This window comes from Kineosporia sp. NBRC 101731 (assembly GCF_030269305.1).
In the GTDB taxonomy this organism is placed as follows: domain Bacteria; phylum Actinomycetota; class Actinomycetes; order Actinomycetales; family Kineosporiaceae; genus Kineosporia.
On record NZ_BSTC01000002.1, the window covers coordinates 327813 to 349821 of the forward strand.

Consider the following 22009-nt stretch of genomic DNA (forward strand, 5'->3'; position numbering starts at 1 on the left):
GATAGCGCGTTAGGCGGCCTGTTCTTCGTCCTCCCGCACGATCACGTGGCGGCCGGCAACGAGGACCCCGACGACGACCGCGAGCGCCAGGATCGGGATCCCGACGTACCAGAGGCTGCTGGCGGACACCGGCATGCCCACGCCCGCCTGAAGCAACTGCCAGGTGAGAACCGGGCCCCGCGTCCATCGAGCACCCTGACGGATCGCCCGGGCACAGCCCGCCAGAGCCAGGCCGACAACGGACGCCACGACCGCGAGACCGATGTCGTTCATCGGGCGTTCGGCCCCGGCACTCTCGATCGCCAAGGCCGTGGCCCCCGCCAGCAGGGCGAGCGCCTCGATGCCGACCAGGGCCGCCACCAGGAGCCGCAGCCTCTCACTCGCCGCGGCACCGGTCCCGGTCCGATCCGCCGGGCTTTCCTGGCTTGCCATCCGACCCATCCTCTCCCTCATCATCCATTTACCCGATAGCGATTAAACCCGTTACCCTAAAACCGAACTCGACACGGTTCCGCAGACGCGAGGTTCGTTCTGCGACAACGACTGTCAGAAGTACATCAGCCCAGACTTAAGGCTTTGAAAGCTATTCTTGCGGCGATGCACTCAGTCGGCCCCATTGGGGTCTTTTGGGCACTTCGGCCTGCGGAGTCGGCGCGCGTGCGTCAATATAAGAGTCGGAACAAGGCACGGCTCACTCTGCGTTGAACACCCGGAAGAATCCTGGCACCACTCTTCCGGCTCTTTCACGGCGTGCACTCAGGAATGTACGCGCCGTACTAGAGCGTTCACCAAACGCGTTCTTTGCCCCACACCCTGGGTCACAGAACGGACACGACCGATGCGAACCAGCGTTCGACCAGGCAGATTCTGTCAAGAGCAATGACCAGCAATGTATATACGCAGCGTGTTCGAACGACTACAGTCCTGCATCGTGACCGTGGGCAACGAGACATCGCGCAGATCACTCGGGGAAAACCCTTGTGAAAGCGGGCACAAGCGTGTGAGGCTGGATGCCGAATCCGGTGCAAGCACGTGAAACACAAACACCGATGACTGGGTCAGCCCGGTCACCCCGGCCACATCCCGCAAACCGGGTGAAGGCCAAACATCCACGAGCAACGGCGTCTGCAGCCGTGTCTCGAACCGTATACAACCGCCCGTTCGGGCGTGAGGAGTGGACGATCCCATGGATTGGCGCCATGAGGCTGCTTGCCTCGAGGAGGACCCGGAGCTGTTCTTCCCGATCGGGAACACCGGCCCTGCGATCCTTCAGATCGAGGAAGCCAAAGCTGTTTGCCGTCGATGCGAGGTCGTCGAGACGTGCCTTCGCTGGGCCATCGATTCCGGGCAGGACGCCGGAGTCTGGGGTGGCCTGTCGGAGGACGAGCGTCGTGCGCTGAAGCGCCGCAACGCTCGTGCCCGTCGCGCCAGCTGACCTTTTCGTCAGCCAACCGTAGACCAGGCCGGCGCGGGTACTGCGGTCACTCAAGTGCGTTCGATCGATTCGCCCGACACAATCGGCGGTCGGCAATCAGAACGTCAGCAGTCGATGGATCGCAGTACCCGTCGCTGATTCTCGGCGACACCGAAGCATCCCGCACGATCTGCCAGACCCGGCACCTACCGCGGTTGACTCATTCAGTCTGCGGTAGAGGCGCTTAGGCAAGGCAAACCAGAGCAACGTTCGGCGACAGGCCGATTACGGTGCGAAAGTTCCCTCCTGATACAGGAACTGCGCACCGGTTCGGTGATCGAGCACTGGCACTGATGGCACGACCACGTACGTTGCTGATTCGTCACAGGTTTCCCGCTGTCTCACCGGAACCATTTGCGGGTCCACTTCGTACACACCGGCCTTCCGGCCACTGCGTGTCCCGGAGCATCACCGTATGGATGCCCGGGACATCGTGTGTTTTGGGGCCTTTCAGAACTCGGGCTGGTCTTCGGGGGAAACGCTGGCGATCGCCTTGCGCAGGGTTACCTCGACGATGACGTCTGTTCCCCCCTCCGGCCCTTTCTCCCAGGTGATGCGCCCCCGCATCTCTCCACTCACCAGGGCCTGGACGATTTGTGTCCCGAGACCCGAAGCGCCGGCACGGAACTCCTCGGGGAGGCCGCTGCCGTCGTCGCGGATCGTCGTCCGCAGTTCGGCTCCGTTCCGTTCCGCGATCAGCGTGACCGTTCCGCCACGGTCCCGGAAGCCGTGCTCCACCGCATTGGTCACCAACTCGGTCAGGACCAGGGCGAGCGGTGTCGCGTTCTCGGCCCGGAGCTCACCGAACCGGCCCTCCCGCCGGATCTTCACCGAGTTGGACGGCGACGCCAGCTCGACCGCCAGCGACAGCGTGCGTCCCACCACGTCGTCGAAGTCCACCTTCTCGCCGAATCCCTCCGAGAGGGTCTCGTGCACGAGCGCGATGGTGGAGACGCGGCGCATAGCCTCCTGCAGGGCGCCCCGGCCCTCTGCCGACTTGATCCGGCGGGCCTGCAGGCGCAACAACGCAGCGACCGTTTGCAGGTTGTTCTTGACCCGGTGGTGCACCTCGCGGATCGTCGCGTCCTTGGTGAGTAGTTCCTGCTCACGCCGGCGGAGTTCGGAGATCTCCCGGACCAGGAGCAGGGCGCCGGACCGTTGGCCCGCCGCCTTCAGCGGAACCGCCCGCATCGACAGAGTGGCGCCGTGGTTCTCGATGTGGCTCCGCCAGGGGGCCCGGCCCATGAGGACCAGCGGCAGCGACTCGTCCACCAACCCCGGCTGGTCGAGCAACGAGGTGACGATCTCGGACAGGCTCTGGTCGACGACCTCACCGAAGTGTCCCAGCCGGTGCAGGGCGGACACGGCGTTCGGGCTGGCGTAGGTGACCTTGCCCTCCTTGTCCATCCGGATCAGGCCGTCACCCACGCGTGGGGCACCACGACGCGGACCGCTCGGGGAACCCGGGGCAGGAAACTCGCCCTCGCAGATCATCCGGGTCAGCTCGTCCGCGCACTGCAGATAGGTCAGTTCCAGTCGGCTCGGGGTGCGGGCGGCCGAGAGGTTCGTGTGCCGGGCGAGGACGGCTATGGCCCGGCCGGCTCGGAGCACGGGCACCGTCTCCTCGCGGACCGTCACGTCCTCCTGGTAATCCGTGCCCCGTTCCCGGCAGATCCGCAGCTGCTCGTAGGCCCGGTCCAGCAGTGGGCGCCGGCCGGCGTCCACCACCATGCCCACGACGTCGTCGTAGTAGACGGTGACGCCGGTGCTGGGACGGCAATGGGCCACGGCGACCCAGCCACCGTCACCCTTGCGGGGCACCCAGAGCACCAGGTCTGCGAACGACAGGTCGGAGAGCAGCTGCCAGTCACCGGTGAGTAGTTGCAGCCACTCGAGGTCGGCCTGGTTGAGTTCGGTTTGCTTCGCGACCAGGTCTTTCATCGTGGGCATGCGGCCACTCTAACGAGGGCTGCAGGTCGTCACCGGCGGTAGAGGCCGCGACGGGAAAGTCGTACCGTCGCGGACCTCACATCCGGAGGTTCAGCCGCGTTTGCTCAGCATGGGCCGGTCACACAATGCTCCGCAGCGAGCGCAGCACCACGGACAGCGCGGCCACGTCGGCTGCCTGCAGCCGTTCCACGTCCTCCAGCGTCATGCGAACCCGGGTCACCCTCTCCGAGTTCGCCGCCTCGAACTCGGAGATCCGGTCGGCCGGCTCCCCCGGGCCCGTCTTCGTGAGCACGGCCACGGTCAGCGACTCCAGCGCCGCGTACAGATCGGCCCGCAGAGAGGCCCGCGCCTGCAGCTTCCAGCGGTCGCTGCGGGGCAGACCAGAGATCCGGCGCAAGAGTCCCTGACCGCCGTAGCGTTCCGACAAAGTCAGGTAGACCCGCGCCACCTCCGCCGGGTCGGCGCCCAGACGGCCGGCGATCTGGGTGATGTCGAGCAGCATGTAGCGGGTGAGCAGGCCCGCCGCCTGCCGGGCCAGTGGCTCCGGAACGCCCCGCCGCTTCCACTCCTCGATCTCCGCCGCCAGCACCGTGCGCTGCTCGGGTGCGACGAGCTCGGGGATCTGTGGAGCCAACTCGGAGATCGCCGGGCCGAACCGGGCCACCTGCTCGGCGATGTCGATCGTGCCGGGCACGGCCTGGATGAACCAGCGCACCGCACGGTCCAGCAGCCGACGGAAGCCCAGGTACAACGCTGCCTGATCGTTGGTGGAGAGCAGACCGTCGAGGGCCTCCACACTCCGGGCGAAGCTCTCGAAACCGAAGATCTCCCGGGCCACGATATAGGCGCGGGCGATCTGCTCGGGCTCGGCGCCGGTCTCCTCCTGGCAGCGATGGGCGAATGTGATGCCACCCCGGTTGACCATGTCATTGACCAGGCAGGTGGTGACGATCTGCCGGCGCAGCGGATGCGCGGCCAAGGCGTCGCCGTACGCCTTGCCGATCTGCGGCGGGAAGTAGCCCGTCAGCACACGGTCCAGCCAGGGGTCGTCCGGCAGCTCGGTGTCCACGATGTCGTCGGTGAGGGTGAGTTTGGCGTAGGCCACCAGCACGGAGAACTCGGGCGAGGTAAGACCCAGCTCGGCAGTTTTCCGGTCAGCGATCGTCGTATCGTCCGGCAGGTGCTCCAGGGCACGGTTCAGGGCGCCGCGGGCCTCCAACGCCTGGATGAATCGCTGGTGCACCGGCAGCATGCCGCGGGACTGCTGACGAGCATTACCGAGCAGCACGTTCTGCTCGTAGTTGTCCCGCAGCACCAGCCGCGCCACGTCATCGGTCATCGACGCCAGCAGTTCGGTGCGCTCACCGGCGTCCAGGCGACCGGCGGTGACCAGTGCGTCCAGAAGGATCTTGATGTTGACTTCGTGGTCGGAGCAGTCCACCCCAGCCGAGTTGTCGATCGCGTCGGTGTTGACCCGTACCCCGCAGAGCGCTGCCTCCACGCGGCCGAGCTGGGTCAGACCGAGGTTGCCGCCCTCACCCACGACACGCGCCCGAAGATCGCGGCCGTTCAGCCGGATCGCGTCGTTGGCCTTGTCTCCCGCATCACCGTGACTCTCGCTGGAGGCCTTGACGTAGGTGCCGATGCCTCCGTTCCAGAGCAGGTCGACCGGCGCGCCAAGGATGATCTTCATCAGCTCGTTCGGGGGCATCGCGGTGCGCGATGCCGGGATGCCCAGCCGCTGGGCGACCTCGGGCGTGATCGGGATCGACTTGGCACTGCGCGGGTGAACACCGCCGCCCTTGCTGATCACATCGGTGTCGTAGTCGGCCCAGCTCGAGCGGGGCAGGCGGAACATCCGTGCACGCTCGTCGTAGGACTTCTGCGGATCGGGATCGGGGTCGAGGAAGATGTGCCGGTGGTCGAAGGCGGCCACGAGTTGCAGGGCCTTCGACAGCAACATGCCGTTGCCGAACACATCGCCGCTCATGTCACCGATGCCGACCGCCGTGGTGCGCATCGTGGAGACGTCGTGGCCGAGCTCGCGGAAGTGCCGGTCGACGCTCTCCCATGCACCCCGGGCCGTGATGCCCATGACCTTGTGGTCGTAACCGACCGAGCCGCCCGAGGCGAACGCGTCCCCGAGCCAGAATCCGTAGCAGGCAGCCACCTCGTTGGCCAGGTCGGAGAACGCGGCCGTGCCCTTGTCCGCCGCGACGACCAGGTAGCTGTCGTCACCGTCGTGCCGGAAGACCCGGGGTGGAGGCACGATCCGCTGGGTGTTGTCCTCCATCACCCGGTTGTCGGTCACGTCGAGCAACGAGCCGATGAAGCTGCGGTAGCAGGCGATGCCCTCGGCCAGCCAGGCATCACGGTCGACCGCCGGGTCAGGGAGTTGCTTGGCAACGAAACCGCCCTTGGCACCGGTCGGCACGATCACGGCGTTCTTCACCATCTGGGCCTTCACCAGGCCGAGGATCTCGGTGCGGAAGTCCTCCCGGCGGTCGCTCCAGCGCAGACCGCCCCGGGCCACAGCGCCGAACCGCAGGTGCACGCCCTCGACCCACGGCGAGTACACGAAGATCTCGTGGGCGGGCCGTGGTGCGGGAAGGTCCGGCACCACGTGCGGATCCAGCTTGAAGGCCAGCGCCCTGCGAATGCCGGTCGCCGGCTCGGCATCGTCCTCGAGCAGGTACCGGTTGGTGCGAGTGGTGGCCTGCACCAATGCCAGGAACGACCGCAGAATCCGGTCCTGGTCGAGGCTCGAGACGTTGTCGAGGGCCGTGGAGATCCGGGTCACCAGGTCGCCGACGGCTTTGGCCCGGCCTCCGGCATCCGTCCCGTCGACGAACTGGTCCGGGTCGAAGCGTGCCTCGAACAGCTCGACCAGCATCACGGCGATCTCGGAGTTGGCGACCAGGCAATCACCGATGTAGTCCTGCCCGAAGGTGGATCCGGTCTGGCGCAGGTAGCGGGCGTAGCCGCGCAGCACCGAGACCTGTCGCCAGTCGAGGCCCGCCGTCAGGACGAGCCGCTCGAAGCCGTCACTTTCCGCCTCACCCCACCAAGCCGATTCGAAGGCCTCGCAGAAGAGCCGGTGCAGTCGCTCGTACGTAGGCACGCCGGACACCGAGGGCCGGTGGGCGCCTCGGAGGCCGAAGTCGTAGATGTAACCCTTGCGGCCGGAGGACGAATTGAAGGCGTACGGGCGCTCGTCCACCACCTCGACGCCGAGGTTGCTGAGGTAAGGCAACACCGCCGACAGGGACAGCGGCTCGCGGCGGTAGAGCACGAACCGGTGCTCCCCGGGGGCGGCGCCCGGCAGCTCGTACAACTTCACGGCGAGAACGGCGGAGCGTCCCTGGGCCGAGTCCATGGAGTCCAGGCGGCAGAGGTCCTCAACCGCGGTGCGAGGATCGACGTCCACACGGTAGGCCTGACCGATCCCGGCCCCCCACTCCCGCACCAGACGAGCTCCGGCGGTGTCGCCGACCTCCTGGGCTGCGGCCTCGGCGAAGTCGTCGTCCCAACTACGTGTCAACTTCACCAGCTGCTGCTCGAGGGCAGCCAGGTCGAGATCGGGCACCGCTGCGCCGGGCTCCACACGCACCACGAAGTGCAGCCGGGCGAGCACCGATTCGGTGACGCGCGCGGTGTAGTCGGCCGTCCGCGCACCGATTGCTTCCCGCAGCACCCGCTCGATGCCCAACCGCACCGAGGTGACGTAGCGGTCACGAGGCAGGAACACCAGGCAGGAGACATAACGGCCGTAGTCCTCCACCCGCAGGAAGAGCCGGGTACGACGCCGTTCCTGCAGTTGCATCACCGTCATCGTGACCCAGGCCAGCATCTCGGCGTCGATCTCGAACAGCTCGTCGCGCGGATAGACCTGAAGGATTTCCAGCAGGTCCTTGCCGGAATGGCTGTCCGGGGTGAACCCGCCGGTGGCCAGTACCGCTTCAGCCTTGCGGCTGATGACCGGCACGTCCCGCACGTCGGCCGTGTAAGCGGTAGACGCGTACAGGCCGAGGAATCGACGTTCCCCGGTCACCCGCCCCTGCGCGTCGAACACCTTCACACCGATGTAGTCGAGATACCCGGCCCGGTGCACGGTGGAGCGCGAGTTGGCCTTGGTCAGCACGAGCAGCGACTGTTCCCGCGCCTTCACCCGGGCCTTGGGCGTCAGACGCCCGGCGGTGCGCGGGTCCTGATCGTGGCGCAGCACTCCCAGACCGGTTCCGGTGCGAGCGATCAGGAGGCCCTCACCGTCCCGTTCGACCAGGTCGTACTCGCGGTAGCCGATGAAGGTGAAGTGACCGGCCGCCAGCCAGCGCAGCAGTTCGGCCCCCTCCTCCACCTCGGCGCGCGCCGGGCCGATGGGCGGAACGTGGAGCAGTTCGCCGGCGATCCGATCGGCGGTGGCTCGCATCTTGGGCCAGTCCTCAACCGCCACCCGTACGTCGTCGAGCACCCGGCGGAGACCACGCTCCATGGCCACGACCCGTTCGGGATCGGTCTCACGGCCTACCTCGACGTGGATCCACGACTCGGCGTGAGCGTCCCGCGGCAGTGGCTGCCCCGCCGCACCGGCTGCGCGGGAGGCTGCCAGATGCGGTTCCATCCGAAGGACCTCGAGCATCGAACCGGTGATGTCACGGCGCACGACGAACTGCGGATGGATCGTCATCTGGAGCTCGCAGCCCAGACGGGCGAGCTCTGCATTCACCGAGTCGACGAGAAACGGCATGTCTTCGACGACAATCTCGATGACGGTGTGCCCGCACGACCACCCGTCGGTCTCGGTCGTCGGCGTGAGCACCCGTACCAGGGCCTTGCCCTGGGGCCGGACAGCTGCCAGCTGACGGTGCGAGAGGGCCAGCCCGGCAAGATCGAGAGAGGTGCGCTCGCGCAGATCGTCGAGAGCGACGTTGCGGTAGTACCGGTGCAGGAACTCACCCGGGTCCGGTGGTGGCTCGCCCGGTGGCTCGTGGGAGATCAGCTCCCGGCCGGCCTCCTGGGCGCCTGCGAGAAGCGCCTGCCTGTCCCCTTCTATTGTCGGCAGCGTCGTAGCTCCACCCGACATCACGCGGCACCCCAGAACTGTGAGAGAGAACCCTGTGCGCGGGAGCCACGCCGTCAGCGCGACTCCCGGACCGTGACCCTACCCTTGCCTCCGACAGCGACCAGCCGACAACGCGGTCCGCTCGTCTCCGGAGTGTTGTCGATTCGATCTGGCCATCTTCTGTATGAGCCGAAAGGGTGTCATCCGTGCGCGTGACCGCTGACATGCACTATCCAGCCGACCCGGGCAGCATTTTCGCGATGCTCACGGACCAAGCCTTCCAGGAACGGAAGACCGGCGAAATTTCCAAGGGCCCGTGGGACGTCCGGGTGCACCGCGAAGGCGATTCAGCCGTGATCGTGAGCCGGCGCACGCTGCCGCCCGACGTGATCCCGGAGGCGTTCCGGGGAATGGTCGGTTCCAGCATCACCGTCACCCAGACCGAGAAGTGGGGTCCGGCCGGGCCTGACGGTATTCGCAGCGGCAGCATCGACGTGGAGATCGGCGGAGCTCCGGTGCGGCTCACAGGTCTGCTCACCCTGAGCCCGGCGGCCGACGGCGGCTGCACCGAGCGCGTCGAGGGTGATCTCAAGGCCAAGGTGCCCCTGTTCGGGGGAAAGATCGAGAGGGCCGCGGAACCGGCGGTGCGGGCTGCCATCGACGCCGAGGGACGCATCGGCCTGGCGTGGCTGGCGGAGCACCCCTGATGAGCCGAGGACGGTGGCGCCGGACCTGTCACTGGCCGGGCACCACCGTCCTCCACACAGTCAGTCGGAGATCAAGTCGTCGATCTCGCTGATGTCGTACCAGAGCAGGTCGCAGGCGCCGGCTTCCTCCACGACGAACATGGCGTCCTCGTCACCGCCGTCGGCGGCGGTCAGGGCCGCGATCCCGGCCAGGATGATGTCTTCTGCTTCGGACTCGTCGATGTGCAGGCTGACGACGTCGGCCAGGGGTACCTCGACCTCGAGTGTCACCGAGGAACGGTAGGGACCTCCCGTTCGCACAGCCGTCGGTGGCACATCAAGAGCCAGCACGACGCGCCGCGGCTTGGCCGGGTCTTCGGCAAGCATCCGCAGCGAGGCCTCAGCGGCCTCGGTCAGAGCGGCGAACTCCAGACTCTCGACGTCGTCGTCGGTGTACCACTCACGGATCGCGGCGGTTACGGCGTGCGCGGGAAGCGGAGCACTGTCGGCCGCATCCGGGTTGAGCACACCACGCTTCGCCGTCTCCGCCAGCACGGCCAGCGTGGTCGGGACGTACACCCTCGTCATCGCTCCACTTTCGTCTCACTCGTCCAGGTCGCCCAGGTCGGCGGAGCCGTCGGGGCCGGGACCCAGAACCGTAACCGGTGACGACGCTCAGCGTAGATCGAGACCGAACAGGATCTCGAGTTCGTCGACCGTCTCCTGATAAGCGGTGAAGTGAACCCCGACCATGCCGACCCGGGCCGCACCGACGACATTCGGGCGCAGGTCGTCGACGAACACGCATTGCTCCGGCTCCAGTTCCAGGAGTCGCGCGGTGTGCCGGAAGATCTCCGGCTCGGGTTTGCGCATACCGACCCGCCCGGAGATCACCACCTGGTCGAACGCCCCGATCCAGAGGTGCTCGGGATAGTGCTCACCCCACGAGTTCGAGAGCAGCGCCGTTCGCAGTCCGGCTGCCCGTGTCCGGCGCAGCAGGCCGACCATGTCTTCGGACAGTGCCTGCAGCCCTTCGAGCATGCGGGCCAGGATGCCGTCGGCAGCGATCGTTCGCCCTTGCTGACGGAACCGATCCGCGAGCACCTGCTCGAACTCTGCCGCGCCGAGTTCCCCCCGCTCCAACGAGTGGATCGGGGACTTGTCCTCCCGGACGAGTCCCGTCATGACCGCACTGTAGGTCTCCATGTCGATGCCCTCGGCGCCCACCCAGCGCGTGATCGCCTCGTCCAGGGGGGCTGTCAGTACCCCGCCCCAGTCGACGATCAGGCCGCGCAGTTCGGTACTCATCACGGCATCGTAGGAGCCCAGCTCATGCGCTGCGCCTTCCCCACCGGGCACGGCGACGCGGACGGCCGGAGAACCCCGGGGTGTACTGCTCGATCAAGGACGCCGCCAGCGCCTCGAACGGACGGCAGGCCGGTGACGTGGGTGCCTGCTCCGTGAGCGAACGCCCCAGCAGCATGGCGGCGTCCAGCGCGGGACGATCGTCAGGAATCAGCAAGGGTTCGCGCACCCCGGCGTAGCGCCGCAGTGCATCGGCGATCATCTGTTCGGGGTGATGACCGACCGCCCCGTCGCGGACCCGGGTCACGATCACGCGGATCGCTGCCGTACCGGCCAGGTCGGTCACCTCCGGCAGCCCGGCGATGAGCCGTTGCAGTCCCAGAGGCTCGGCGCTGCCGACGGCAAGCACCACGTCTGCCGCGGCAATGGCGGAGAGTGTGGCGGCGTTGCGACGAGGAGCAGTGGTGTCGAACATCAGTTCCTCATCGGCCTCCAGACCGAAGCCTGCGTCCACCACGGTCCATCCCGCCAGTGACCGGGCCTTCTCCCAGACCACGTCGAGGGCGGACGCGCGCAGTTCGGGCCAGCGGCGGGACTGCGGCAGCCCGGTCAGCACCCGCAGCCCGGACTCCAGGGGTGGAGCGAGTTCAGCCAGCTTCGGTAGGTCGAGCGTGCCCTGGTTCGCGGCGCGGGCGGCCGCTGCGATACCCGCTGTCTCGTCGAGCAACCCCAGGGACTGAGCGATAGCGGCACCATGCGTGTCAGCGTCGACGAGCAGGGTGTCCTGCCCAGCGAGCGCGAGATGCGACGCGAGAGTGAGTGCGACGGTCGTGCGGCCCGGCGCCCCGGTCGGTCCCCAGACCGTGACGATCCTTCCCGGCGGTGACGATGGGAGGGTCGGCATCTCCGGGAAGGACGGCCCGGGTGGGCAGGGTAGTGCCGCACTCGGGTCGCCGAACGCAGGACTTCCGAGAAGGGGTTGCTGGCCTGCAAGTTCAGCTACCGCCGCGGCCACCGCGGCGGCGATGTCCTCCACCGGGGTGTCGGCGGCCAGGACGGGGTCGACGCCGAGCCGGGCCAGCCGCTCGGCGGCTGCCCGGTCGCCCGGTGCGGCGAGACCGACAACCGCCAGCCCGGCAAGTCGCAGCCGCGTGACGGCATCGCGGTCCAGGCGCTGGAGTTCGGCCGAGAGCACGACAGCCCTCGCCAGGCCGGCGCCCGCGGCGGAGAGCAGGTCGAGCACGTCGACGCAGCGTCGCACCACGGTGACGCCCGCGGACGACCGTTCGAGTCCCGAGACCAGCGGTGCCTCGCGGTCACCGACGACGGCAGTGAGAACGGTGAGGGTCACGAGCGGGAGACCGGTCGGGGTGTGCCGAGCACCGGCAGGATGCTGAGCCGGGCCTCACCGGACACCGCCTCCAGTACATCGGTCAGTTTCTGCTCGGGCACGAGCACCTGCAGCGAACCGGACCGGCTCGAGTTGAGGCCGGTACCCGGACCGGTGACCGCGAACACCTCGACGTCGGAAGCAATCTGGCGAGGCACCTGATATCCGGCGCGCCCTTCCTCACGCGGGAGGGCGGCCCAGATGTCAGCCCGCCCGCCGGCCGCGAGGCCCCCCGGCGGCGGGCCGTCGAAGGGAATGACGACCGGCCGAACCGACAGGCTGGCGGCAGAGCCGATCGCCGCCATCGGAATCAGCTCACCGTCGCCGACCGTGCGGACGAGCACGGCGCCCACGGGAAGAGGACTGTCCGCGTCGAGATAGCCGGCCCCCGTGCCGTCTACCCTGACCCGGACCACGCGCAGCACCTCCGCGGTCAACGCGGTCCCGGGCGGCAGCGCACCGCGCGCAGCATAGACCGCGCGTGTCTGCCCGGCCTCGGCCACCAGCCGGGCCCCGGCCGCGATCGAACCGAACAACAGCACCAGCCCGACGATGAGTCGAGGGTCGCGCCAGCCCGGCCGTCTCAGCCTCGCGGGCGCCGTCCTCGTCGACACCAGCTCGGACACCACCATGACGCCCCCTTCAATCTCCCCCGGGAAAACAGCCGCAGAAACTCCAGCAACCCCGGAGAGCAACTACATGGTCACTGTGTGCGGTTCATCGTGGCAGAAAGCAGGACAATCGGGCGCCCGATTCGCGCAACCTGTGGATAAGGCCGGCTTCGTGGCGGCCTGTGGACAACTCATCGGGAACAGCTCGGCGACATGACAGACTGTCCGCACAGCCGGCCTGCTCCGAAGGTTGGCCGCGACCGCCGCAGGAGGGCTGCGTGACTCCCCGCTTCCTGGAACTCGCCGACGTCGCCGAGGAGCTCAGCATCTCCGTGCGACAGGCCTACACACTGGTGCGCTCCGGCGAGCTGCCGGCGATCCAGGTCGGTGGCCGCGGCCAGTGGCGCGTCGAGACGTCCGTCCTGGAGGAGTACATCCAGAACAAGTACGCCGAGACCCGCGAGATGGTACGTAACCGCCCGGCCTCCGAGACGGACTGATCGACGCCACCCCACCCGCACGGGCAGGCCGATGGACCAGTCACAGCTGCGGCCCTACCGCGTCCGGATCGCTGCCATCGCCTGAAACGGCACGGTCCTCACCTGCCGCACCTCGCCCACGCGGCGAGCCACATCGGGTGGATGGACGGCGAGGTCCAGATGATCGGAACCGACACGGTCGATCGTGCCGTCGAGACGGCCCGTCGGCCAGAAATCGATGCCCACCCCGGCCCGATCCCGGGCCAGGCCCCGCAGCACCGTCCCCAGCCGTAGCCTGCGCCCCACCTTTCCTTCCTCCGGCAGTGCCTGCTGAGAGAGACCGCCCGCGGACACCACGGCGTCGACGGGGATCAGGAGACCGGTCCGGTCGGACAGCAGCACCCAGTCCCGCCCGACCTCGAGAACCGTTCCCCGTCGATTACTTCCGTCGCGCAGATCGAGTGCGACGACACCGCCCACATGCGCCCGCAACCGGTCGGTGAAGGTGACGCGATCGCGTTCACCACGCACCAGATCGACGAGATCAGCCTCGGCCTCCGCCCGCCCCTGCTCATCGAACCGGGCCTCAAGGTCATCGAAGAGCTCCTCCCAGCGCATCTTTCGACGCTACCCGGATACCGGCACCCAGAGGCACGAAAACGGATTTTCCGTACCCGCTGGACTCCTCGCTCGGTTCTGGGTGACACTCATCGTCATCAAACGACATCAAACGTCGTTCGGAGTTATTACACGTTCAGATGGTCGACCACGGGGGGTCTTCATGTCGCAGACGTATCTTTCGGTGTCCAATCCGCCGTCCCGGGGTGCTGCGCTCCTACTGGCAGCCTTGGCGCTGGTCACCGGCCTGACCCTGCAACTGGGTCACCTGGCACTCGGCTCGTGGGCCGAGCTCACCGCACCCGGACCTGCCACGCCGGACCAGGCATTCGGTTTCATAGCGAGCGCTGCCGGGACAGCGCTGACGGCCTGGCTACTGGTGGCGCTGGCGGCAAGCACCTTGGCAGCGGCAGCTTCTCGCTCCCGTATGGCTGCGCCGACTGCACGCACCGCACGACGCATCGCACCCGCCGCCGTCCGGAATGCGGTCGCCGCTCTGCTCGGGGTGGCGCTGGTGGCAACACCGACGGTTGCACAGGCCGCGACCTACCGCCCCATGCTGGCGGCCTCGGCCAGTGCGGCAGCTACCGAAACCAGCGCAAACAACTCTGTCGCCATGACTGTCGAGTCGACGACCGGGGCCCTCACCACTGGGTCCGCCACCGCCGACGCGACGGACGGCGCCATACTGACGCTCGTCCGATCGACCCCGACGTCCAGGAGAACCACCGTCGCTTCGGCCACCGGCGAGGCGACAGATTCAGCATCGCCCAGGGAGAAGCTCTTGGAGCTTCTTTCACCAGGATGGACTCCAGAGCGCCCACGCCCCACAGCCACCTCCCGTTCTCAAGCCGAGGTCGGGGTCCTCACCTCCTCTCCGAGGAGGGCAGTGCGCGAACCCATGGGCCACCACGTGGTCGTGAAACGGGGCGACACCCTGTGGTCGATCGCGGCGCAGCACCTCGGTCCCGGTGCGAATGACGTGGATATAGCTCACGAGTGGCCACGGTGGTATCAGGTGAACCGGCATCTCATCGGTGCCGACCCGCACAAACTCCTACCCGGCGAGCGCTTGCGGTCACCGGATCTGGTCAGCAGACCAGCGACACCGGAACAACGGACGCGTGCCGAGGCACCGGTTCCGTCACAGACCAAACAGCACAGCCAGAGGGAGGCCGGTCGATGACGTCACCGAAAGGCTCAGCCGTCAAAGATGGTTCAGGCGGATGGGACAACCGACCCCATCGCCCCAGCTCTGCTCCCGACATCGGCCCTGCCTCCAGCACCATCGCGGCCCCGATCCATGGCACTGCCCCGGACACCGGCACCCACATCCCCGGCGGCATCAAGACCCTTACCCGAAAAGCCAGCGCAGACGTCGAAGTCCGCACCGGCGACAGGGAACGCGGCGACGGAAAGCGACGGACCGCCCGAAGGCCGGAGACCTCACGGGCGAAGATGGCGGCATCCACGCCTCCGCCGCTCCGGTGCACGCCGATCCCGCGCAACGAGCCCCGGCCCGCGATCAGGGTCCACCCGCATGAGAACTGGCGTGACGTGTCTCCGGCCCAGGGCACGCTGACCCTGATCATGCCGTCACCCGAGCTGGGTACGACCTCGTCCGGGGCCGGCTCCTCAGACACCGACCCGTCGCAGATCCGGCCGCCGGAAGCCGGCATTTCAGCGGTCAGGCCTCCGGCGAGCGAGACAGTTGCCACCGCCCGGACACCAGCGGCCGGACCCACAGCGGCAGAACTTCCGGCGGCGAGGTCGGATTCCGCGCCGGTCGCACTGCCGGGAAGTTCCGGGCTGCTTCCCGAACCGCGCCCCTGGGCGGCAGCTTTCATTCAGGCAGCGATGGAGGTGGCATCGGGATTGAGGCCTCCGACCCAGTTGATCCGCTGGACCACCCCCGAAGTGCACGGAACACTCGTCCGCCGGGGAACTCTCACGGCCCGGGCCCTGCGTAACGGCAACGGGATGGGGACGAAGCCGCGGCTGCGAGCACTGCGGGTCTGCGTCCCCAAGACCGGGGTGTGCGAGGTGAGCGCGGTCATTGCGGAACCGGAACGGGTTCGAGCCGTGGCCTTTCGCATGGAAGGTCTCCACGGACGCTGGCGCGTCACGGAATTCGAGATGCAGGGCCGCTACGAGAACTAGGGCGCGAACCGTTCCCAGTGCTACCCATCCTCAGCGTTCCGCGGACACGACGGGGATGTCACGTCGAGAAAGGATCTCCGCCTTGGGATTTCAGGGTCCGTGAGTCTGACGGATCGTGAGTCACGGGAGGAATGACCATCTCGACAGGCTGTTCGCGGACATCGGCCGGCAGAACGGCCGCGGCCCGCCACCGGAGAGTACCGGTGGCGGGCCGCACGTGGTCCTGGAGAAGACCGAGCCTCTGTGCCATCTGCTGAGGCCACGAGGACCACCGGGCGAACCGCGCCCGACCCTCCTCCTCGGCCGTTCAGCTGTCAGGGCAGAAGGCCCGAAGGCCCTTCGTCAGCGACGGCCCTTTTTACGCGACGCGCGCCGCGACGCCCGGTTGACCGGTGCGCCGTCCTCGTCCACCGGGGTGGCCGTGCCGTTGTTGTTCTCCTGGTGCACCTCGACGCCACCACCGACGTCCTCGCTGGGGGCGCTGTACTGCAGCTGCGCGGGACGCTGCTGACCGGCGACCAGCCCCTTGGCGACGAGAACCGGGGCGTCCTGGCTGAGGCTCGCCTCCTCGGCAGGCTGCACCTCGACCTCGACGTGGAAGAGGTAGGCGATGGACTCTTCCTTGATGCCCTCGGTCATGGCCTGGAAGAGCAGGTAGCCCTCGCGCTGGTACTCGACCAGCGGGTCACGCTGAGCCATGGCCCGCAGGTGGATGCCCTCCTGCAGGTAGTCCATCTCGTACAGGTGCTCACGCCACTTACGGTCGAGCACAGAGAGCACGACGCGGCGCTCGAGCTCGCGCAGCGTGTCCTCTCCGAGCTCTTCCTCGCGCTTCTCGTAGGCCAGCCGCGCATCGGCGGTGAGCTCCGCGATCAGCATGTCCTGCGTGATGGCGCCCCGTTCGCCGGCCTCCTCGATAACGTCTTCGAGCGAGATGGTGGCCGGGTAGAGGCGCTTCATCTCGGTGAAGAGCTGCTCGAGGTCCCAGTCGTCGGCGAAGCCCTCGGCGGTCGCGGCCTGGATGTAGCTCTTCAGCACGTCGTCGACGAAGTGCCCGATCTGCTCGTGCAGGTCGGCGCCCTCGAGCACCCGGCGGCGCTCGGCGTAGATGACCTCACGCTGGCGGTTCAGCACGTCGTCGTACTTGAGCACGTTCTTGCGGATCTCGAAGTTGCGGCCCTCGACCTGGCTCTGCGCGCTCTGGATGGCGCGGGTGACCATGCGCGACTCGATCGGGACGTCGTCCGGCACCTTGGCCGCGGTGAGGAACGACTCGACCATGCCGGAGTTGAACATGCGCATCAGGTCGTCCTGCAGCGAAAGGTAGAACCGGCTCTCGCCCGGGTCGCCCTGACGGCCGGAACGACCGCGCAGCTGGTTGTCGATACGCCGCGACTCGTGCCGCTCGGTGCCCAGCACGTAGAGGCCGCCGAGTTCGATGACCTCTTCGTGCTCGTCCTTCGTCGACTGCTTGGCCGCCTCGAGGGCGGCCGGCCAGGCTTCCTCGTAGGCCTCGGGAGTCTCGACCGGGTCGAGCCCTCGCGCCTTCAGCGTCGCGACCGCGGTGAACTCGGCGTTCCCGCCGAGCATGATGTCGGTACCACGACCGGCCATGTTCGTGGCCACCGTGACCGCGTTCTTGCGGCCGGCCTGCGCGACGATCGCGGCCTCCCGCTCGTGCTGCTTGGCGTTCAGCACCTCGTGCGTGACCTCGGCCTTGCGCAGGAGCTCGGAGAGGTGCTCGCTCTTCTCCACGCTGGTGGTGCCGACGAGCACGGGCTGACCGGTGGCGTGCTTCTCCGCGATGTCCTCGACGACCGCGTCGAACTTCGCCTCTTCGGTCTTGTAGATCAGGTCGGACTGGTCCTTGCGCTGCATCGAGCGGTTGGTCGGGATGCTGACCACGCCCAGCTTGTAGATCGACATCAGCTCGGCCGCCTCGGTCTGGGCGGTACCGGTCATCCCGGAGAGCTTGTCGTACATGCGGAAGTAGTTCTGCAGGGTGATCGTGGCGAGCGTCTGGTTCTCGCTCTTGATCTCCACGCCCTCCTTGGCCTCGATGGCCTGGTGCAGACCCTCGTTGTAGCGACGGCCGGCGAGGATACGACCGGTGTGCTCGTCGACGATCATCACCTCGCCGTTCGTGACGACGTACTCCTTGTCGCGCTTGAACAGTTCCTTCACCTTCACGGCGTTGTTCAGGTAGCCGATCAGGGGGGTGTTGACGCTCTCGTAGAGGTTGTCGATGCCGAGGTGGTCCTCGATCTTCTCGATGCCGCTCTCGAGCACACCCACGGTGCGCTTCTTCTCGTCGACCTCGTAGTCGTCGTCGCGCTTGAGCACCTTGGCCAGCTTGGCGAACTCGACGTACCACTTGGTGGGCTGGTCGGCCGGGCCGGAGATGATCAGCGGCGTGCGCGCCTCGTCGATCAGGATGGAGTCGACCTCGTCGACGATGGCGAAGGAGTGGCCGCGCTGCACCAGGTCCTCGCCGTTCCACGCCATGTTGTCGCGCAGGAAGTCGAAGCCGAACTCGTTGTTCGTGCCGTAGGTGATGTCGCACGCGTACGACTCACGACGCTGCGCCGGTGTCATCTGCGACAGGATGTTGCCCACCGAGAGACCGAGGAAACGGTAGACGCGGCCCATCAGGTCGGACTGGTACTCGGCCAGGTAGTCGTTGACCGTGACCACGTGCACCCCGCCGCCCGACAGGGCGTTCAGGTAGGCCGGTGCGGTGGCGACGAGGGTCTTGCCCTCACCGGTCTTCATCTCCGCGATGTTGCCGGAGTGCAGTGCCGCGCCACCGACGAGCTGCACGTCGAAGTGCCGCTGGCCGAGGGTGCGCTTCGCGGCCTCGCGCACGGTGGCGAAGGCCTCGGGCAGTAGCGCATCGAGACTCTCGCCATCGGCGAAGCGTGCCTTGAACCGCTCGGTTTCTTCCCGCAGCTCGGTGTCGCTGAGCCGGACGAAGTCATCCTCGAGCGCGTTGACCTGTGCAGCCTGGTTCTGCAGCCGCTTCAGGGTGCGGCCTTCTCCGGCTCGCAGCAGCTTCTCGACGATCTTCACCACGGGGCGCTCTCCCAGATCCTTCAACCGTGCTTGTGTCCGGCGGCGCGACCTGTGATCACGCTGCCGCTTCTAGGCATGACGAACGGCAGTGCCGTGCCGTGCCCTCCATCGTAGACAGGCTTGGGACCAAACGTGTTTGCTCCACCGGCGCTTCATCGGTCAGGCTCGCAGGTGTGTCGGGTGAGTGGTCTTCCTCCAGCAGCCTTGTCCCCCAGCTCACCGACGGTTTGGTGACGCTGCGCGAGCTTCGTGAAGCAGACGTCGACACCATCGTCGCGTACTGCAACGACCCGGCCATGGAGCGCTGGACCACGGTTCCGTGGCCCTACCGGCGTGAACACGCCCTCGAGTACGTCGCCGCCGGGCGACGGTCGTGGGCCGAGGGATCACGTTTCGACTTCGGCATCGAGTACGAGGGCCGGCTGGTGGGGGCGGTCGACCTGCGCCGGCCGGTCCTGCCCGCACTGGCCGAGGTCGGCTTCGCCCTGGCCCCGCAGGCGCGGGGCCGGGGCCTCATGACCCGGGTGTTGCGCCTGGTGCTGCCCTGGGGCGCCCGTCAGGGCATCCAGGTGGTGCAGTGGCGGGCCAACGCCGGCAACTGGGCCAGCCGGCGGGCTGCCTGGTCGGTGGGCTTCACCGTGGAGGGCCCGCTGCCCGGTCTGCTGGAACACCGGGGAGCGATCGTCGACGGCTGGCTGGGATCGATGCGCGTGACCCCGGACACGGCCTTGGTGCCGGCCCATCCCTGGTTCGACCCGGTGACGATCACCGGTCGCTCGGTGAAGCTGCGCGCGGCCCGGGAGAGCGATGTCCCCCGCTTCGTGCAGGGCCACGCCGACCCGGCGAACAAGCGCTGGATCCCGGGCATCAAGGAGACCTACACCGAGGCTGATGCCCGGGCCCATCTGGAACGGGACGCCGAGAGCGCGGCCGCCGGGCGAGTGCTGTCCTGGGTGGTGGTCGATCCGGAGCTGGACGTGATGCTCGGTGAGGTACAGGTCTTTGTGCAGAACCTCCGCGACGGTCAGGGCGAGATCGGCTACTGGCTGCATCCCGAGGGGCGCGGGCGGGGCCTCGCGACCGAGGCGACGTTCCTGGCCGCACGGCACGCCCTGCTCCCGGTCGAGGAGGGCGGTCTGGGCTGGAACAACCTGGGCCTGCGGGCGAGCGCCGACAACCTGGCCTCGCAACGCGTCGCCGAGCGGGCCGGGTTCCGGCGGGTCGGCATCGAGCGCAACATCCACCAGCCACCGTCGGGCGGTGCCCGCACCGGCCTGGTGAAGTACGACATGGTGCCCGCCGATCTGGCCACCCTCGAGTACCCGGCATGAGCCGGCCCCGCCGCCAGCCGGAGTCAGCCCTGGCGGACGGCTACCGACTGCGCCCCTGGAGTACCTCCGACGCCCCCATGATCCAGATGGCCATGCGCGACGTGCTGGTCCGGCAGTACGCGTCGCAGCTCCTCGACGACCGCGACGCCGTGCTCGGGGCCGTCCACACCTGGAACGGCCAGTGGCACGACGGGGCCGGTGCGGCCTGGGCCATCACCGAGCCGGGCGGGGAGGCCATCGGGCAGGTGCGCTTCGGGTTGCTCGACGAGGAACTCGGCACCGGCTCGGTGGGGTACTGGCTGATGCCCGAGGCTCGGGGCCGGGGCCTGGCGGCCCAGGCCCTCACACGCTCGAGCACCGTGGTCTTCGCCCGGCTGGGGTGGCACCGCATCGAGCTCTACCACGCGGTCGAGAACGCCCGGTCCTGCGGCGTGGCCCGGCGGGGCGGGTACCCGATGGAGGGCGTCATGCGTGAGGCCATGCGCTACCCCGTCGACGGCCGGCTCTCCGACGAGCACCTGCACGCCCGGCTCACCTCCGACGAGCAGAACCAGCATTGAGGACGAGGCACCTCACCTGACGGGACCCGTCACGCCCCTCCTCACCGCCCGAACAGCTGGGCGAGCGCCGGGCCGAGATCTCCCTTCGGCTCGGCGACCACCCCGTCCAGCTCCAGCCACCGGGCCATCAGCCGCAGCTCGTCGGCCAGTTCCCCGAGAACGGCCGGCGCCGGCACCCCGGGCTCGGAGTAGGCCGCCTTCACCAGCAGCCGCCCTCCCCCGCCGGGCGCCCGGTCGGCCTTCAGGTCGACCCGGCCCACCAGCTGCTCGCCGAGCAGGAAAGGCAGCACGTAGTAGCCGAATTCACGCTTGGCGGCCGGGGTGTAGATCTCCAGCCGCAGGCGGAAGTCCCAGAGCACCTCCGTGCGCGGACGTTCCCAGACCAGGGAGTCGAAGGGGCTCAGCAGGGCCCGGGCAGTGATCCGGCGCGGCACCCGGGCCCCCGGGTTCAGATAGGCCTGGCGCCCCCAGCCCTCGACGGTCACCGGCAGCAGCTCACCGGCCTCGACCAGGTCCCGGACGGCGGCCTGGGACTCGGCCGGTTTCAGCCGGAAGTAGTCGCGCAGACAGCGCTCTGTCGCGACCCCCAGAGCCCGGGAGGCGATCCGTACCAGCTCCCGCCGGGCATCTTCGGGGTCGGGGTCGGCAGCCGCGGTCACGGCTTTCGGCAGCACCCGCCCGGGTAGGGCGTAGCGGCGCTCGAACTGCTGGGTGCGGCCGACGGAGGTGATCCGCCCGGCCCAGAACTGGAACTCGATGGCCCGTTTGACGTCGCTCCAGTTCCAGCCCCATTCACCGGTTCGCTCGCGCGGTGTTCCGTCGCCCACGATCTTCTCGGCGGCGGAGGCGGTCAGCGGCCCGTGCCGGTCGATCACCTCGAGCACCTCGTCGAGCAGCTCGGCGCGATCACGGGCGATGCGCTGCATACCGCCCCAGGCCTCGTGCGCGGCACGGTCCATGCGCCAGCGCAGCAGCCGGTGGGTCTCGGGCGCGATGAACGACGCCTCGTGGGCCCAGTACTCCACCATCCGCCGCGGCGCGGTGTTCGCGGCCTTCTCCAGCAGCGCCCGTGGGTAGTCACCGAGCCGGCTGAAGACGGGCAGGTAGTGGCTGCGCGACAGCACGTTCACCGAGTCGATCTGCAGCACGCCGACGGTGTCGATCACCTTCTGGACGTGCCGCGAACTGATCGGCCCGCTGGGCCGCTCCACCCCGAAACCTTGTGCGGCCAGGGCAATACGGCGGGCCTGGGGCAGACTCAGCCGTTCCCGGGAGGATCTCCTCCCGGGAACGGCCGGGTCGGGTAAAGGT

At 68.1% G+C, this 22009-nt stretch carries 16 protein-coding genes; 6 read left to right on the plus strand and 10 right to left on the minus strand.

Annotated features, from left to right (window positions below; all coding sequences use genetic code 11):
* Positions 1-9 precede the first annotated feature (9 nt).
* The gene (locus tag QSK05_RS08715; protein ID WP_285595823.1) at positions 10-432 is read right to left on the minus strand and encodes a hypothetical protein; all 423 of its coding nucleotides are present in this window, start codon (positions 430-432) and stop codon (positions 10-12) included.
* 754 nt (positions 433-1186) lie between these two features.
* Here QSK05_RS08715 and QSK05_RS08720 point away from each other — a divergent pair.
* On the plus strand, positions 1187-1435 hold the full coding sequence (locus QSK05_RS08720; RefSeq protein ID WP_052535954.1) for a WhiB family transcriptional regulator: 249 nt from the start codon (positions 1187-1189) through the stop codon (positions 1433-1435).
* Between the two features lie 489 nt (positions 1436-1924).
* Here the strand turns inward: QSK05_RS08720 and QSK05_RS08725 are convergent, their stop codons facing one another.
* Both QSK05_RS08725 and QSK05_RS08730 read right to left on the minus strand, forming a co-directional pair.
* Positions 1925-3424: a sensor histidine kinase gene (locus tag QSK05_RS08725; protein WP_285595826.1), complete on the minus strand. Its 1500-nt coding sequence runs from the start codon at positions 3422-3424 to the stop codon at positions 1925-1927.
* Positions 3425-3542: 118 nt separating this feature from the next.
* The gene (locus tag QSK05_RS08730; RefSeq protein ID WP_285595828.1) at positions 3543-8507 is read right to left on the minus strand and encodes an NAD-glutamate dehydrogenase; all 4965 of its coding nucleotides are present in this window, start codon (positions 8505-8507) and stop codon (positions 3543-3545) included.
* 185 nt (positions 8508-8692) lie between these two features.
* Here QSK05_RS08730 and QSK05_RS08735 point away from each other — a divergent pair, with 185 nt between their 5' ends.
* Positions 8693-9193 (plus strand): DUF2505 domain-containing protein, encoded by a 501-nt coding sequence (locus QSK05_RS08735; protein WP_285595830.1) that lies wholly within the window; start codon positions 8693-8695, stop codon positions 9191-9193.
* 60 nt (positions 9194-9253) lie between these two features.
* On the opposite strand, the gene QSK05_RS08740 is transcribed toward QSK05_RS08735, so the two are convergent.
* The 4 genes from QSK05_RS08740 to QSK05_RS08755 all read right to left on the minus strand — a co-directional run bounded on the left by QSK05_RS08740 (position 9254) and on the right by QSK05_RS08755 (position 12499).
* Positions 9254-9760 (minus strand): DUF6912 family protein, encoded by a 507-nt coding sequence (locus QSK05_RS08740; protein WP_285595834.1) that lies wholly within the window; start codon positions 9758-9760, stop codon positions 9254-9256.
* Positions 9761-9847: 87 nt separating this feature from the next.
* Positions 9848-10480 (minus strand): HAD family hydrolase, encoded by a 633-nt coding sequence (locus QSK05_RS08745; RefSeq protein ID WP_285595836.1) that lies wholly within the window; start codon positions 10478-10480, stop codon positions 9848-9850.
* 22 nt (positions 10481-10502) lie between these two features.
* A complete protein-coding gene (locus QSK05_RS08750; protein WP_285595838.1) occupies positions 10503-11828 on the minus strand; it encodes a CpaE/TadZ family protein in 1326 nt (441 codons plus the stop codon).
* Positions 11825-12499: an SAF domain-containing protein gene (locus QSK05_RS08755; RefSeq protein WP_285595840.1), complete on the minus strand. Its 675-nt coding sequence runs from the start codon at positions 12497-12499 to the stop codon at positions 11825-11827. The genes QSK05_RS08750 and QSK05_RS08755 overlap by 4 nt, the downstream gene beginning before the upstream one ends.
* A gap of 257 nt (positions 12500-12756) precedes the next feature.
* Between QSK05_RS08755 and QSK05_RS08760 the strand changes: the two genes are divergently transcribed.
* Positions 12757-12978: a helix-turn-helix domain-containing protein gene (locus tag QSK05_RS08760; RefSeq protein ID WP_285595842.1), complete on the plus strand. Its 222-nt coding sequence runs from the start codon at positions 12757-12759 to the stop codon at positions 12976-12978.
* Between the two features lie 54 nt (positions 12979-13032).
* On the opposite strand, the gene QSK05_RS08765 is transcribed toward QSK05_RS08760, so the two are convergent.
* Positions 13033-13575, minus strand: coding sequence for a hypothetical protein (locus QSK05_RS08765; RefSeq protein WP_285595844.1), 543 nt, complete (start codon positions 13573-13575; stop codon positions 13033-13035).
* A gap of 1590 nt (positions 13576-15165) precedes the next feature.
* Between QSK05_RS08765 and QSK05_RS08770 the strand changes: the two genes are divergently transcribed.
* Positions 15166-15735 carry an Rv3235 family protein gene (locus tag QSK05_RS08770; RefSeq protein WP_285596498.1) on the plus strand — a complete coding sequence of 190 codons (570 nt, stop codon included), beginning with the start codon at positions 15166-15168 and terminating at the stop codon, positions 15733-15735.
* A 342-nt stretch (positions 15736-16077) separates the two neighbouring features.
* Here QSK05_RS08770 and secA read toward each other — a convergent pair whose 3' ends face one another.
* Positions 16078-18807 carry a preprotein translocase subunit SecA gene (secA, locus tag QSK05_RS08775; protein ID WP_352300714.1) on the minus strand — a complete coding sequence of 910 codons (2730 nt, stop codon included), beginning with the start codon at positions 18805-18807 and terminating at the stop codon, positions 16078-16080.
* Between the two features lie 173 nt (positions 18808-18980).
* Here secA and QSK05_RS08780 point away from each other — a divergent pair, with 173 nt between their 5' ends.
* Positions 18981-20138: a GNAT family N-acetyltransferase gene (locus tag QSK05_RS08780; protein ID WP_285595848.1), complete on the plus strand. Its 1158-nt coding sequence runs from the start codon at positions 18981-18983 to the stop codon at positions 20136-20138.
* Complete coding sequence (locus QSK05_RS08785) at positions 20135-20698, plus strand: GNAT family N-acetyltransferase (RefSeq protein ID WP_285595850.1); 564 nt, start codon at positions 20135-20137, stop codon at positions 20696-20698. Before QSK05_RS08780 ends, QSK05_RS08785 begins: the two co-directional genes overlap by 4 nt.
* Positions 20699-20739: 41 nt before the next feature.
* Here the strand turns inward: QSK05_RS08785 and QSK05_RS08790 are convergent, their stop codons facing one another.
* Entirely contained in the window at positions 20740-21960 is a 1221-nt protein-coding gene (locus QSK05_RS08790; RefSeq protein ID WP_502879746.1) for a winged helix-turn-helix domain-containing protein, read from the minus strand.
* Between the last annotated feature and the right edge of the window lie 49 nt (positions 21961-22009).

Bases quoted from the DNA above. Each gene is read 5' to 3' on its own strand.
- QSK05_RS08715 (WP_285595823.1), bottom strand. From the start codon at position 432: ATGGCAAGCCAGGAAAGCCCGGCGGATCGGACCGGGACCGGTGCCGCG.
- QSK05_RS08765 (WP_285595844.1), bottom strand. From the start codon at position 13,575: ATGCGCTGGGAGGAGCTCTTCGATGACCTTGAGGCCCGGTTCGATGAG.
- QSK05_RS08745 (WP_285595836.1), bottom strand. From the start codon at position 10,480: ATGAGTACCGAACTGCGCGGCCTGATCGTCGACTGGGGCGGGGTACTG.
- QSK05_RS08770 (WP_285596498.1), top strand. From the start codon at position 15,166: ATGCCGTCACCCGAGCTGGGTACGACCTCGTCCGGGGCCGGCTCCTCA.
- QSK05_RS08785 (WP_285595850.1), top strand. From the start codon at position 20,135: ATGAGCCGGCCCCGCCGCCAGCCGGAGTCAGCCCTGGCGGACGGCTAC.
- QSK05_RS08730 (WP_285595828.1), bottom strand. From the start codon at position 8,507: ATGTCGGGTGGAGCTACGACGCTGCCGACAATAGAAGGGGACAGGCAG.
- QSK05_RS08755 (WP_285595840.1), bottom strand. From the start codon at position 12,499: ATGGTGGTGTCCGAGCTGGTGTCGACGAGGACGGCGCCCGCGAGGCTG.
- QSK05_RS08720 (WP_052535954.1), top strand. From the start codon at position 1,187: ATGGATTGGCGCCATGAGGCTGCTTGCCTCGAGGAGGACCCGGAGCTG.
- QSK05_RS08725 (WP_285595826.1), bottom strand. From the start codon at position 3,424: ATGCCCACGATGAAAGACCTGGTCGCGAAGCAAACCGAACTCAACCAG.
- QSK05_RS08740 (WP_285595834.1), bottom strand. From the start codon at position 9,760: ATGACGAGGGTGTACGTCCCGACCACGCTGGCCGTGCTGGCGGAGACG.